This window comes from Azospirillum sp. B2RO_4, assembly GCF_051124815.1.
In the GTDB taxonomy this organism is placed as follows: Bacteria; Pseudomonadota; Alphaproteobacteria; order Azospirillales; family Azospirillaceae; genus Azospirillum.
On record NZ_CP118486.1, the window covers coordinates 190,569 to 204,269 of the forward strand.

The following is a 13,701-nucleotide window of genomic DNA, read 5'->3' on the forward strand; positions in this document are numbered from 1 at the left end:
ACCGATAACTCAGCGGTTGGCCGAGGGCCGGCCGGCACCGTCGGCGACCGGGGAGCGGCCGTCTCCCTCGGCGTCCGCCAGATGCCGGCAGAGCGCCGCTGCCAGCGTGCGCGGGGTGACCGGCTTGTGCAGCAGGTGGAAGCCGTATCTGAGGGCATCGTTCTGCGGCTCGGTGCCGATCTCGCCGGTGACGATCAGGCCGGGAATGCCCGGATCGTGCATCGCGCGGATGCGCAGGATGGCCTCGGTGCCGATGCGCTTGTCCCGCAGCCGGTAGTCGACGATGAGGATGTCCGGCCGCCGGCCGTCCCGTTCCAGCGCCTCCACCGCATGGTCGGTCGAACCGGCGGCGATCACGTCGAATTTCCAGGCGCGAAGGATGCTCTCCATGCCCGCCAGGACGATGGGGTCGTCGTCCACCACCACCGCAAGCCGCGTCTCCCCCCGCTCCGGCGGTGTGGGCTCTTCCGCCGTCGGTTCGGACTCCGGTATGCGGTCGTCGGTGGCGAGCGGGACGGCGATGCTGAACAGCGCCCCCTGCCCGGATTGCGAATGCACGGTGACGGGATGATCCAGCAGGTCCGACAGGCGGCGGACGATCGCCAGCCCCAGTCCCAGCCCCTGGTTGCGGTCCCGCTCGGGATTGTCGATCTGGTACAGCTCTTCGAAGACGCGGTCGATCTGGTCGGCCGGGATGCCGCATCCGCTGTCGCGCACCCCGATCAGCAGATGGTCTCCCTGCAGGGTGCATTCGACCGTGACGCCGCCGCGGTCGGTGTAGCGGATGGCGTTCTCCACCAGATTGCGCAGCATGCGGCCGAGCAGCACACGGTCGCTGCGGATCGCGGTGTGGCAGGGCTTCACCTGCCAGTCCAGCCCCTTTTCCCGGGCGAGCGGCGCAAAGGCGTCGTCCACGCTCCTCAGCAGATCGGACGCGCGGAACTCCTCCAGCTGCGGCGCCACGATGCCGGCGTCCAGGCGGGAGATGTCGAGCAGGCCGTCCAGCAGCCCCTTGAGGATTTCCAGACCATCCTGCAGACGTCCCAGCGCGTCGAGGCCGGGGCCGTCGCCCAGGTGCGGGCGCAGCACCTCAGCGAACAGCAGGATCGACTGCATCGGCTGGCGCAGGTCGTGGCTGGCGGCGGCAAGAAAGCGGCTCTTGCTGCGGCCGGCCTCCTCCGCGGCGTCGCGGGCGTGGTGGATGTCGTGGATGTCGACCGCGCCGCCGTACCAGGCGACGATCCGTCCGCCCTGATGGATCGGATGGGTGCGGCTGAGATGCCACCGGTAGGCTCCGTCGGCCCGGCGCAGGCGCAGTTCATATTCGTGCGGCGCGCCGGCGGCGATGGCGCGGGCGCGGATTGCCTGGACATTCCCGACGTCGTCGGGATGGAGGTCTTCCATCCGGTTGCCCTCGGTCGTCAGGCGGCCGGTGTAGGCGCGGAAGGCGGCGTTGACGAATTCCAGGGTGCCGTCCGGATGGTTCACCCACATCATGTGCGGCGCGTTCTCGACCAGGGCGCGGAGCCGCTCCTCGCTGGCCCGCAGCGCGGCGGAAGCCTCCTCCTTGGCGCGCATCTGCCGGTCGAGGTCTTCGACAAGCGCATCGAACGACAGGCCGAGCCGGCTCATTTCCGGGCCGTCGATCGCGCCGACGCGGACGGAATGGTCGGCGGCACGCCAGCGCTCGGTCGCGGCAAGCAAAGCCGCCACCGGCCGATAGATATGGCGCCTGGCGATCACGTAAGCCGCCAGCAGGCCGAGCAGCAGGGTGGCTGCGATCAGGATCAGCGACCGCCGCAGCGCATCGTCGATGCTGCCCATCGCCGCATCGTGGTCGATGCCGATGGCCACGAAGATATGCCGGACCCCGGCCGACAGCGGCACATAGGCGAACACCCGCTCGACACCGTCGATCCCCATCAATTGGGCGGTGCCGACGGCGTCGGCCTCCAGCAGGGGGCGGAAGCGTTGCGGAAGCACGGTGCCGACGATTCCCGGACTTGCCGGTGCTTGGGCCAGCACGGTGCCGTTGCCGTCGGCCACCAGCAGCGACGCGTTGTCGGGAAGCGGATGTTCGGACAGATAGCGCTCCAGCCAGCCGAGATCGATCAGCGCGGTGACCACGCCGATCGGCGGACCGTCGGCGCTGTTGCGGCGGATCGGCAGGCCGAACGGCATGGCGGGATTGCCGTCGTGCCGCAGCCGGATGAACTCGCCGACGGTGAAGCCGCCGCCTTCCAGGGCGGCGCGCACATGCATCCGGTCGGCGATGGGGCGTCCGATCAGGGCCGGGTTGGTGGCGCAGAGGATGATGCCGTCCGCTCCGGTCAGGGTGATCGTCAGGTAGTCGGGAATGCGTGCGCCGGTGCGCGACAGCAGCGACTGGCAGGCCGGCGCATCGAGATCCTGCGCGGCCGGCGTTTCGGCCAGCAGTTCCAGCATCTGACGCACACCCTCGACGAGGCGCTTCTGCTCGCCGCCGAGCAGGCTGAGAAGCTGGCGGGCATGGTCGTGGATTTCCTCCGAACGCTGGCGTCGCAGGTCGATCTGGTTCCAGACCTCCAGCGCGCAGATCGGAGCCAGGGCCAGCGACACGAGCAGCAGCAGGCGGGTCAGGAAGCTCATGGCGCCCTGATTCCGGCCCTGTTGCCGTGGACTGCGACCGTCATTGCTCCGCCTCCCGTCCGGTCCCTCTCCCCCTTATCAACGCCGGGGGTTGCCGAACGCTGCCTCGCGATCGCCAATCGTGGCTGGACAGGTTCGGCGGGCAATCGACGGAGCACAACAGATCAGAAGGGGGAGTGGTCAGGCGGCCCGGCGGGCGCGCGGGCCGCCCCTGCCCTCACCCCGCCGCGATGGCGCGGTTCAGCGAGGCGATCAGGATATGGGCATCCACCGGCTTGCCCAGCACGTCGCGGGCGCCGCCGCCGATCGCCCGCGCCCGCGTGGTCTCGTCGGCATAGGAGGTCATGAACAGGATCGGCGGATGTCCGCCGCCGTCGGCGTTCAGCCGCTCCTGCATCTCCAGCCCGGACAGGCCGGGCATGCGCACGTCCAGGATGATGCAGGCGATGCCGCCGCGGTCGGTGCCGGCCGGGAAATGCGTCAGGAAATCCTCGGCGGAGACGAAGGACCGGCAACGGAAGCCGACGGACCGCAGCAGGTCGTCCAGCGCCTCGCGGATCGCCTCGTCGTCGTCGACCACCGCTATCAGGGGTGCGTTGGACAATTCGTGATGCCTCGACCGGATGGAGGCGCCGTTCCCTGGCGCCACGCGCATCCTAGACGGACGGGACCGCGGGGAGATACCACACCTAGGTCTATTTCTCCGGGGTCTATTTCTCCGGGGTCTATTCCTCCGGGTCCAGCACCTCCGCCTTGCGGACGAGGTCGGCGACCGAGCGCACCTGCATCTTCCGCATCACCTTGCCGCGGTGCAGCTTCACCGTCACCTCGCTGATGCCGAGATCGCCGGCGATCTGCTTGTTCAGCCGGCCCTTGACCACCTCGGCCATCACCTCGCGCTCCCGCGGGGTCAGGGTCGCGGCCAGCGATTCCACCGTCATCGCGGCGGCACGCTCGCGCCGCCTGGACCGGTCGCGGGCGATCGCCGCCTCCACCGCGTCCAGCATGTCCTGGTCGCGGAACGGCTTGATGAGGAAATCCATCGCTCCCGCCTTCATCGCCCGCACCGACATCGGCACGTCGGCGAAGCCGGTCATGAAGACGATCGGCAGCGCAATGCCCAGGCTGTCCAGCCTCGTCTGGAATTCCAGACCGCCCAGGCCGGGAAGCCGCACGTCCAGGATCAGGCAGCCCGGCCGGTCGGGAACCGCCGCCGCCAGCAATTCGGCCGTGCTGCCGAAAGCGCGGCTTTCGATGCCGACCGACCTCAGCAGATCGACCACCGCCTCGCGCATGCCGGCATCGTCATCAACGACGAGAACCAGCGGATCATCGGTAACCGGTGGCGGTGCGGGCGATTGCGGCATGGCGGTCAATCCTCTCGTGCCGGAACGGCCGTCGATGGTCCGGCGGTGGCCGTTGCCGAGGGTATGGTGAACTCGAACACCGCCCCACCGTCCGCGTGGTTGTGCGCGGTCAGCGTGCCGCCGTAGGATTCGACGGTGGACCGGCAGATCGACAGCCCCATGCCCATGCCGTCCGGACGGGTGGTGAAGAAGGGGTCGAACAGGCGGGCGCGGCTGGCCTCGTCGATGCCCCGGCCGCGGTCGCGGACCGCCACCCTCACCTCGGCGCCGTCTCCGGCCCGTTCGACGGTGACGGTCAGTTCGCGGCGCGGGGCTCCCGCCTCCGCCATGGCGTGCAGGCCATTGGTGACAAGGTTGATCAGCACCTGCTGCAGGCCGACCCGGCTGCCCCGCACCGGCGGCACGTCGGGCGCAAAGCCGGTGACCAGCACCGCCGCGGCGGCCGACAACTCGCGCTCCAGCAGCAGCGCCACCTCCTCCACCAGTTGGCGCAGGTCGATGGTCTCGTCGCAGCGGGTGTCCCGAACCAGCATGCCGCGGGTGCGCTGCACGATGTCGGCGGCGCGCTTGCCGTCGCGGACGATGCGATCCACCGCCTTGGCGGCGGTCTCGATGTCCGGCGGGTCGCGGCGCAGCCAGCGCAGGCAGGCCTGCGCGTTCAGCACGATGGCGCCCAGCGGCTGGTTCAGCTCGTGGGCGATGGAGGCCGACAGGGCGCCGAGCGTGGCGGCGCGCGCGGCACGGGCGAGTTCCGCCTGCGCTGCCAGCAGCGCCTCCTGCGTGCGTTCGCGCTGGGTGATGTCGACGACGCCGGCCACGACCCGGTCGAAGCCGACGCCGTCGTCCGGAAAGCTGATGCCCAGCAGCACCGTCAGCGTGCGCCCGTCGGCGGCGATCAGCTGCGCCCGTCCCTCGTACCGGTCGCGCCCATCCCAAAGCGCCTGAAGTATCTGCGGCAAGGCCGGATCCTCGGCGGGAAGGAAGCGTCCGAGCGGCCCCAGCACCTCCGCCCGGCCTGCGGCGCCCAGCAGTTCCAGGGTGGCGTCGTTGACGTTGGTGGTAACGACCGACGCCCCCATCGCCCGCGCCCAGCCGGGATTGGCCTGCGCATGGGCGGCGATGTCCCTCACCCCGTCCGCCCGCAGCGCGTCGAGCGCAGCCGTCACGGCGGTGAAGTCCTGCTCCCACAGCGAAATGCGCGCCTGCTCGAACATGCCGCGATAGCGCCGTTCGCTGCGCGCCAGTGCGGTGTTGGCCCGGACCAGCAATGCCCGCGAGTCATGGTCCCGCACCAGCAGCGCGCCGGTGATCAGGATGGCCGCCAGCGAGACGCCGCAGCGCAGCACCGCCGACAGGTCCATGTCGTGCCAGTGCGACAAGAAGAAGGACAGCACCGCCAGCAGCCCGCAGCCGGTCGCCACCCGCAGGATGCCGCGCCGGGACAGCGCGGTGGCCGCCAGGAGAAGAACCAGGACATACAGAACCGCGATGGCGCTTTCGATGTCGGTGAAGGTGTCGATGACGAACACGGTCAGCGCCAGCGGAATCGCCAGCACGCCGAGCCGGCGCTCGGTCGCCCGGCCCGCCGCCTGCGAACTGCTCCACTCCGCGCCCGCCCAATCCGCGCCCATGCGCCCGTCTCCACCCTCGCGGTGTGTCGTTCCGATTGCCGCAGCTTGCCTGCCGATGGCTTCCGCTTCTTGAACGATCTGGACGCGGCGGCGCCAGTCATACCTTGGGTTGGTTGAGAAGGCCGCCGCCCCGGCGCTACCATCCTTCCCCACGCCTTTCCCAAACGAACGCATCAGGCCGCAGGAGCCCGCCATGGTCGACGCCATCATCATCGGAGCCGGTCAGGCCGGACCGCCGCTCGCCGAACGCCTCACCGCCGCCGGCATGAGCGTGGCCGTGGTCGAGCGCAAGCTGTTCGGCGGCACCTGCGTCAACACCGGCTGCACCCCGACCAAGACGCTGATCGCCAGCGCCCGCGTGGCGCGGATGGCCCAGCGCGCCGCCGAGTACGGCGTGATGCTGGACGGCCCGGTGCGTATCGACATGGCGCGGGTCAAGGCGCGCAAGGACGAGGTCTCCGGCCGCTCGCGCCAAAATGTCGAACGCTGGCTGCGCGGCATGCCCAACTGCCGGGTGCTGCAAGGCCATGCCCGCTTCGAATCGGCCAACAGCGTGCGCGTCGGCGACAAGCTGCTGACTGCGGAGCGCATCTTCCTCAATGTCGGCGCCCGTGCCGCGGTGCCGGACATGCCCGGCGTCCACGACGTAAAAATCCTCACCAGCGGCACCATCCTCGACCTCGACCATGTCCCGCGGCATCTGGTGGTGGTCGGCGGCAGCTACATCGGCCTGGAATTCGCCCAGATGTACCGCCGGTTCGGCGCCGAGGTCACGGTGGTGGAGAAGGGGGAGCGGCTGATCGCCCGCGAGGACCCCGACGTCTCCGACGCCATCCGGGACCTGCTGGAGAGGGAGGGAATCACCGTCCGCCTGTCGGCCGACTGCATCCGCTTCGCTCCTCACGCCGACGGCATCGAGGTCGGGGTGAACTGCGCCTCCGGCACCCCGTCGGTGGTGGGAAGCCATGTGCTGCTGGCGGTCGGACGCACGCCCAACACCGGCGACCTCGGGCTCGACCGCGCCGGGGTGGCGACGGATTCACGCGGCTACGTCACGGTGGACGACCGGCTGCGCACCAACGTGCCGGGCATCTGGGCGATGGGCGACTGCAACGGGCGCGGCGCCTTCACCCACACCGCCTACAATGATTTCGAGATCGTCGCCGCCAACCTGCTGGACGACGACCCGCGCAGCGTCGACGACCGCATCCAGGCCTATGCGCTCTACACCGACCCGCCGCTCGCCCGCGTCGGCATGACCGACGAGGCGGTCCGCCGTTCCGGCCGGCGGGCGCTGGTCGGCCAGCGGGCGATGACCCGCGTCGGCCGCGCGGTCGAGAAGGGCGAGGCCGACGGCTTCATGCGGATCGTCGTCGATGCCGACAGCCGGGAGATCCTCGGCGCCGCCATCCTCGGCCCCGGCGGCGACGAGGCGATCCACGGGGTGCTCGACATGATGTACGCCAAGGCGCCCTACCCCACCCTGCAGCGCGCGGTCCACATCCACCCCACCGTCGCCGAACTGCTGCCGACCCTGCTGGGCGAACTGAAACCGCTGGAGTGACGGCGGTCGCGAAATGAGCCGCCGCGCCGGCGCAGGGCTGGGCGGCGTTTGCGGCGCAACGGAAATTCTTGACCGCGGAACCGACGGGTCTATGTTTTGGATCAAGTGATCTAAAATATGGATCGGGAGGCGGATGCGATGGCTCGGCCGCGGAAGTTCGATGAGACTGCGGTGCTGGACGCGGCGATGGACCGCTTCTGGACCCAGGGCTACGAGGCGACCTCCACCCGCGAGCTGGCGGAGAGCATGCGGATGACGCTCGCCAGCATCCACAATGCCTTCGGCGACAAGCGGGCGCTGTTCCGTCGCTCGCTGGAGCATTACCTGGACGGCTCCCTGCGCGCCCGCATCGCCCGTCATGAGGCCTCCCCCTCCCCGGCCGCCGCCATCGCCGGCTTCATTCGCGAGAGCATCGAACGCTCGCTCGGCGACGGCTGCGGGCGCGGTTGCCTGCTGGTCAACTCCGCGCTGGAGGTCACCGCGGCCGATCCGGACCTGCGCGACTTCCTGAACGCCGAACTGACGACCATCGAGGATTTCTTCCGCCGCTCCATCGTCAAGGGACGGCAGAACGGCGAGATCCCTCCCGGCATCGATGCCGGCGACGCGGCCCGCCTGCTGTTCTCTTGCATCCTGGGCATCCGTGTCCTCGCCCGCGTCCGTCCCGAACGCAGCCTGCTGGAAGGCGCCGCCCGCGCTGCCCTGGCGAGCCTGGGGCTGCCGCCGATGCCGGAGCCCTGACCGCTTAATTCCCGACCACAACACGCCGTCATATTCCCAGCCATCCCGGCAACCGGGCGGGCCGCAGCCGCGGCGCCGTCGAAGGGGACGCACGACCATGAGCACCACATCCGCAACCGCGGCGCAAAACCGCCCGGCCAACCGCCAGAAGGACCCGCTGAACGGCGCCGCCTGGATGGCGACGCTCGCCGGAATGGCGGGAAGCCTCGTCGCCATCGGGCTGGCACGCTTCGCCTACGCCCCGCTGGTCCCTTCGCTGATCGAGGCGCACTGGTTCTCCGCCGGCGATGCCGTGACGCTGGGTGCGGCGAATTTCGCCGGCTATCTGGCCGGCGCCCTGCTCGGCCGGCCGTTGGCCGGGCTGCTGCCCAACCGGGCGCTGCTGCGGCTGCTGATGCTGGCGACGTCGCTCGCCTTCATCGCCTGTGCCTACCCGCTCTCGCTCGGCTGGTTCTTCGCATGGCGCTTCGTTTCCGGCCTTGCCGGCGGCGCCATCATGGTCCTGGTCGCCACCAGCATCCTGCCCCACATCCCGGCGTCGCGGCGCGGCTTCGTCAGCGGCATGATCTTCCTGGGCATCGGCCTCGGGATCGCCGCGTCGGGCACCGCCGTGCCGGCATTGATGCGGCTGGGACTGCACGAGACATGGCTGGGGCTGGGCGGGCTGTCGCTGCTGCTGACGGCGCTGTCCTGGTTCGGCTGGCCACCGTCCGCCGCGCCGCAGGGCGTCGCCGCCCCGGCGGTGGAACATGCGCCGCGCCATGAAGGGGGTGTCCTGCGCTCGCTCTACGCGGAATATGCGCTGAATGCCCTGGGGCTGGTGCCGGTGATGCTGCTGCTGGTCGATTACGTCGCCCGTGGCCTGCACAATGGTGCCGAAGTCGGCGCCTATTACTGGGTCCTGTATGGCGTGGCCTCGGTGGCCGGCCCCGTCGCCGCCGGATCGCTGGCCGACCGGGTCGGCTATGCCGCGGCATACCGGATCGCCCTGCTGCTTCAGGCCGCGGCCGTCGCCACGCTGGCGCTCAGCGGCCATCCGCTGGTGGTCGGGGCCGCGACGGTGGTGATCGGCGCCCTGACGCCGGGCATCGTCCCCCTGGTGCTGGGCCGCATCCACGAGCTGCTGCCGCACAGCCAGACCGAGCAACGCGCGGCCTGGAGCCGGGCCACCACCGCTTTTGCCCTGTTCCAGGCGCTGGGCGGCTACGGCTACTCCTATCTCTTCACCCACAGCGGGCAGAGCTACGCCGCCGTCTTCCTGTGCGGCACCGTCGCCCTGGTGATCGCACTGGGTGCCGACATCCTCGCCAACGCCCGCCGCCGCCGTAACGCTGGAAAGGATTTGGTTGGAAAGGATCAGGCAGGTAAGCCGGCGGCCGTCATCCGCTCCTGAAACACCGTCTGCAGCAGGGCCAGGAAGGCGCGCACCGCCGGGTTGGTGTGGCGGCTTTCCGGCCAAAGCGCCGTGATGTTGTTCCGCTCCACCGCGAAATCCGCCAGGACAGGAATCAGGTCACCGCGCGCCACCAGCGGACCCTCGACGAAGGTGGCGGCCATGCCGATGCCGCCGCCGGCCGCCAGCGCGGCGACCAGCGCGTCGCTGACGTCGACGACGATGCCGGCCGGCGGCACGACCTCCACCAGCCGCTCGCCGATGCGGAAGGGCCAGCGCAGCGCCTGTCCGCTGCTCTGATAGCGCAGGAGGACGGTGTCATGCCCCGCCAGCTCGTCGGGGTGCATCGGCATTCCGCGTGCCGCCAGATAGTCCGGCGAGGCGAAGCAGCAGAGCCGGTGCGGCGCCAGCCGTCGCGACATCAGCCCGGAATCCGCCAGCTCGCCGATGCGCACGGCGACGTCGATCCTCTCCTCGACGATGTCGGCCATGCGGTCGTTCAGGCGCAGGTCGATTGTCACCTTGGGGTGGAGCCTGCGGAAGGCCGGCAATGCCGGCGCGATCACATGGACGCCGATCGGCAGCGGGGCCGCGACCCGCAGGGTTCCGGACGGCTCCGATCGCGCCGCCATCGCCGCCTGCTCGATCTCCTCCGCGTCGCGCAGCAGCCTCACCGCGCGTTCATGCAACTCGCGCCCCTCCGGCGTCAGCGCCAGCGAGCGCGTGGTGCGGGTGAACAGCGAGACCCCCAGCCGCTGCTCCAGCCGCTGCACGCTCTTGCTGACGGCGGAGGGCGAAATCGACAGCGACCGCGCCGCGGCGGTGAAGCTTCCCAGCGATCCGGCCCGCGCGAATGCGATCAGCCCGGTCAGCCGTTCCAGGCCCATTTGTTCCTTCATGGCATAATTGAACAGATATCCAGGCCGATTATCAATCCAGAACCGCCGATCATATGCTCGTCCAGGTCCGACCCTCTCCCAAGGAGACAGTGATGAGCGAAATGATGAAAGCGGTGCGGCTCCACGCCTTCGGCGGCCCGGAGGTCCTGGTCTATGAAGACGCCCCGAAACCCCGGCCGAAAGCGGGCGAGGTCCTGGTCCGCGTCCACGCGGTCGGCCTCAATCCTCCCGACTGGTATCTGCGCGACGGCTACCGCATGCTTCCGCCCGAATGGCGGCCGCGGGTGTCCTTCCCCATCATCCCAGGAACCGACATTTCCGGCGTGGTCGAGGCGGTCGGCAACGACGTCAGGACAGTCGCCGTCGGCGACGAGGTCTATGCGATGGTCCGTTTTCCTGCCGGCCTCGCCGGCGACAGCCGGGCCTATGCCGAGTATGTCTCGGTCCCGGCATCCGAACTCGGGATCAAGCCGCCGGGCATCGACCATGTGCATGCCGCCGCGGCGCCGATGTCTCTGCTGACCGCTTGGCAATTCCTGGTCGATCTCGGCCATGACGAACCGAATCCGCTGCAGCCGGACCAGCATCGGCCGGTGCCGCTCGCCGGCAGGACCGTGCTGGTGAACGGCGCCGGCGGTGGCGTCGGGCATCTGGCGCTGCAGATCGCGAAATGGAAGGGTGCGCACGTCATCGCCGTGGCCTCCGGCCGGCACGGGGCGCTGCTGCGCGACCTCGGTGCCGACGAGGTCATCGACTACACCAGGACGAGGCCGGAGGACGTGGTGCGCGGGGCCGATCTGGTCATCGACGCGGTCGGCGGCCCGGCCACCCGCCGTTTCCTGCCGACGTTGAAGCGCGGTGGCGCCCTGTTCCCGATCTTCCCCTTGGGCTTCGACGCCGGCACGGAAGCGGCGGAGTTGGGCGTCACCGTGTCGGCCACGCAGGTCCGGTCGAACGGCGCCCAACTGACGGAAATCGGAAGGCTTCTCGACGCCGGCACCATCCGCGTGGTCATCGACAGCGTCTTCCCGCTGGCCGACGCGCGAAAGGCGCACGAGCGCGCCGCCGCTGGCCATGTCCAGGGCAAGATCGTCCTCACCGCCGCCTGACCGCGCGCACGGCAGCCAAGCCCAGGCCGGCCTTGCACCCCGCTTCCCATCCGGACCATCCTGGCTGCCGGCACCGGAACCAAGAGGAAGAATCGTGCAGCCGGAAATCATCGAGATTACCGAAGGAAATACCGCATCGGCGGTGCCGGCCCTGCAGGTGCTTTGGCCGAAATACGATGCGGTCGAGATGACCCGCATCATCGACACCGTGCTGCGGCCGAACGGCTACCGCCTTGTCGGCATCGTCCCCGAACCGGGCGGCCCGGCCGCCTGCGTGCTGGGATTCCGCCTGCAATATTCCCTCTGGCTGGGCAAGTCCTTCTACATCGTCGACATGGCGACCCTGCCCGACCAGCGCGGCCGGGGCTATGCCTCGCTCACCCTCGACTGGGCGAAGGCCGAGGCGGAAAGGCTGGGCTGCGCGGCGCTGCACCTCGATTCCGGCGTCGGCCCGGAACGTAGCGACGCCCACCGCGTCTATATGGGCAAGCGCTATCGGATCGGCTGCCACCACTTCGTCCACAAACTGGACTAGCGCGCCCCCTCAGCCGCCGCGCGGTAGGGGGCGAACCAGCCCAGCCCCGCCAGCGTGGCGGCCCTCGGCCGGTATTCGCAGCCGACGAAGCCGTCATAGCCCAGCCGGTCCAGTTCCCCGAACAGGAAGGGCCAGTTCAGCTCCTCACCGTCCGGCTCGTTGCGCGACGGGACCGAGGCGATCTGGACATGGCCGGTCAGCGGCATCAGCCGGCGCAGCGCCATGGTCACGTCGCCATGCAGGATCTGCCGGTGGTAGAGGTCGAACTGCAACCGGACATTGGGCAGCCCGGCCCTGGCGATCAGCCGCTCGGCAAGACCGAAATCGTTCAGGAAATAGCCCGGCATGTCGCGGCCGTTGATCGGCTCCAGCAATAGCTCGATCCCGCGCGCCGCCAGCGCCTCGCCCGCATAGGCCACCGCCCGCCGATACGAATCGAGCGCCGCCGGATCGGTCGGATCGGCCAGCCCGGCCATCATGTGCAGCCGCCGGCAACCCGTCGCCGCGGCATAGTCCAGCGCCTTGGCCACGCCGGCGCGGAATTCCCCGAACCGCTCCGGCAAGGCGGCCAGCCCGCGCTCCCCGGCCGCCCAGTCGCCCGGCGGCATGTTGAACAACGCCTGGGTCAGCCCGTTGCGTTCCAGCCGCCGGGCCACCTCGTCCGGCCCATGGTCGTAGGGGAACAGATATTCGACCGCCCGGAAACCGACATCGGCGGCGGCGTCGAAGCGGTCGAGGAACGGCCACTCCGTGAACATCATCGTCAGGTTGGCGGCAAAGGTCGGCATGGCGCGGCTGGGCTCCCTCATGGCACGGGCGGCCCGAAACTGATAAGGGACGGCAGGCGAAACGAAAAGACCGGAGAGAACGGCCAATGAGCAAGCCCCTGATGACGAAGGCGATGCTGAACGCAGTGCTGACCGGCAAAGCAGTGCCGTTCGGCCGCCCGGATACGCTCAGCGCCATCGGCAAGCATCCGACCGACGCCGCGGTCGCCATCGGCCCGGCCGGGCTGGAGGGCGACGAGCAGGCCGACCGCCGCAACCATGGCGGCCCCGACAAGGCGGTCCACCATTACCCCTTCGACCATTACGCAGCCTGGCGCGCCGACCTGCCCGCCCCCGCCCCGCTGCTGGATGCCGTCGGCGCCTTCGGCGAGAACCTGTCGACCCAGGGCCTGACCGAGGAGACGGTCTGCGTCGGCGACGTCTTCCGCATCGGCACGGCAATTCTGCAGGTCAGCCAGGGCCGCCAGCCCTGCTGGAAGCTGAACCACCGTTTCGGCGTCAAGGACATGGCGCGGCGGGTGCAGGCCACCGGCCGCACCGGCTGGTATTATCGCGTGCTGGAGCCCGGCATCGCCGCCGCCGGCGACGAAATCTCCCTAATCGACCGTCCCCTGCCCGACTGGCCGCTGGCCCGCATCCTGCGCGCCTTCTACCACGACACCGGCGACCTCCCGACGCTGGCCGGCATCGCGGAACTGGAGCCGCTGGCCCCCGGATGGCGCACCCTCGCACGCCGGCGGGTGGAGAGCGGCCGGGTTGAGGACTGGACCAGCCGCCTCGGCGAGTGATCCGCCGATCCTCTCGACGTTCCGTTCGGATTTCCGGACGCCCATGGGCGGGCGCATCCGGAAATCCGAACGGGCGCTGCTCTGACCAACAGTAAAATCGTCATAGATCAATCGCTTGGCAGGCCACCGCCCGCCGATGCGCCTTGGCATGCCCGTTGCTCTTGTCCGGAGGCGTTCCGCCCCCGGTCCCGACCCGTTCGGAGCCGGTTTCCATCGACCGCAACCCGGCCGGCGCAACAAGGCGGGCGGGATAAGGTG

General features: G+C 69.8%; 12 protein-coding genes. 6 read left to right on the top strand and 6 right to left on the bottom strand.

Annotation, left to right across the window (positions count from 1 at the left end; genetic code table 11):
- Positions 1 to 9 precede the first annotated feature (9 nt).
- From PWS46_RS14900 to PWS46_RS14915, 4 genes are all read right to left on the bottom strand, one after another.
- A complete protein-coding gene (locus PWS46_RS14900; protein WP_434621558.1) occupies positions 10 to 2,628 on the bottom strand; it encodes an ATP-binding protein in 2,619 nt (872 codons plus the stop codon).
- A 217-nt stretch (positions 2,629 to 2,845) separates the two neighbouring features.
- Positions 2,846 to 3,232 carry a response regulator transcription factor gene (locus PWS46_RS14905; protein ID WP_434621560.1) on the bottom strand — a complete coding sequence of 129 codons (387 nt, stop codon included), beginning with the start codon at positions 3,230 to 3,232 and terminating at the stop codon, positions 2,846 to 2,848.
- Between the two features lie 121 nt (positions 3,233 to 3,353).
- Positions 3,354 to 3,995 carry a response regulator transcription factor gene (locus tag PWS46_RS14910; RefSeq protein ID WP_434621563.1) on the bottom strand — a complete coding sequence of 214 codons (642 nt, stop codon included), beginning with the start codon at positions 3,993 to 3,995 and terminating at the stop codon, positions 3,354 to 3,356.
- A 5-nt stretch (positions 3,996 to 4,000) separates the two neighbouring features.
- On the bottom strand, positions 4,001 to 5,626 hold the full coding sequence (locus tag PWS46_RS14915) for an ATP-binding protein (protein WP_434621565.1): 1,626 nt from the start codon (positions 5,624 to 5,626) through the stop codon (positions 4,001 to 4,003).
- 193 nt (positions 5,627 to 5,819) lie between these two features.
- Between PWS46_RS14915 and PWS46_RS14920 the strand changes: the two genes are divergently transcribed.
- From PWS46_RS14920 to PWS46_RS14930, 3 genes are all read left to right on the top strand, one after another.
- A complete protein-coding gene (locus tag PWS46_RS14920) occupies positions 5,820 to 7,190 on the top strand; it encodes an FAD-containing oxidoreductase (RefSeq protein ID WP_434621568.1) in 1,371 nt (456 codons plus the stop codon).
- A 138-nt stretch (positions 7,191 to 7,328) separates the two neighbouring features.
- Positions 7,329 to 7,931 (top strand): TetR/AcrR family transcriptional regulator, encoded by a 603-nt coding sequence (locus PWS46_RS14925; protein WP_434621571.1) that lies wholly within the window; start codon positions 7,329 to 7,331, stop codon positions 7,929 to 7,931.
- Between the two features lie 97 nt (positions 7,932 to 8,028).
- Positions 8,029 to 9,324, top strand: coding sequence for a YbfB/YjiJ family MFS transporter (locus tag PWS46_RS14930; RefSeq protein ID WP_434621574.1), 1,296 nt, complete (start codon positions 8,029 to 8,031; stop codon positions 9,322 to 9,324).
- On the opposite strand, the gene PWS46_RS14935 is transcribed toward PWS46_RS14930, so the two are convergent.
- On the bottom strand, positions 9,288 to 10,223 hold the full coding sequence (locus tag PWS46_RS14935; protein ID WP_434621576.1) for a LysR substrate-binding domain-containing protein: 936 nt from the start codon (positions 10,221 to 10,223) through the stop codon (positions 9,288 to 9,290). The two genes, PWS46_RS14930 and PWS46_RS14935, sit on opposite strands and share 37 nt — an antisense overlap.
- 92 nt (positions 10,224 to 10,315) lie before the next feature.
- On the opposite strand from PWS46_RS14935, the gene PWS46_RS14940 reads away from it, so the two are divergent.
- A complete protein-coding gene (locus tag PWS46_RS14940) occupies positions 10,316 to 11,332 on the top strand; it encodes an NADP-dependent oxidoreductase (RefSeq protein ID WP_434621579.1) in 1,017 nt (338 codons plus the stop codon).
- Between the two features lie 94 nt (positions 11,333 to 11,426).
- Positions 11,427 to 11,867, top strand: coding sequence for a GNAT family N-acetyltransferase (locus PWS46_RS14945; protein WP_434621582.1), 441 nt, complete (start codon positions 11,427 to 11,429; stop codon positions 11,865 to 11,867).
- Here PWS46_RS14945 and otnI read toward each other — a convergent pair.
- Positions 11,864 to 12,655, bottom strand: a complete 792-nt coding sequence (otnI, locus tag PWS46_RS14950) for a 2-oxo-tetronate isomerase (RefSeq protein ID WP_434621585.1) — start codon at positions 12,653 to 12,655, stop codon at positions 11,864 to 11,866. The genes PWS46_RS14945 and otnI overlap by 4 nt on opposite strands.
- 86 nt (positions 12,656 to 12,741) lie before the next feature.
- On the opposite strand from otnI, the gene PWS46_RS14955 reads away from it, so the two are divergent.
- Entirely contained in the window at positions 12,742 to 13,443 is a 702-nt protein-coding gene (locus PWS46_RS14955) for an MOSC domain-containing protein (RefSeq protein ID WP_434621588.1), read from the top strand.
- Positions 13,444 to 13,701 lie beyond the last annotated feature (258 nt).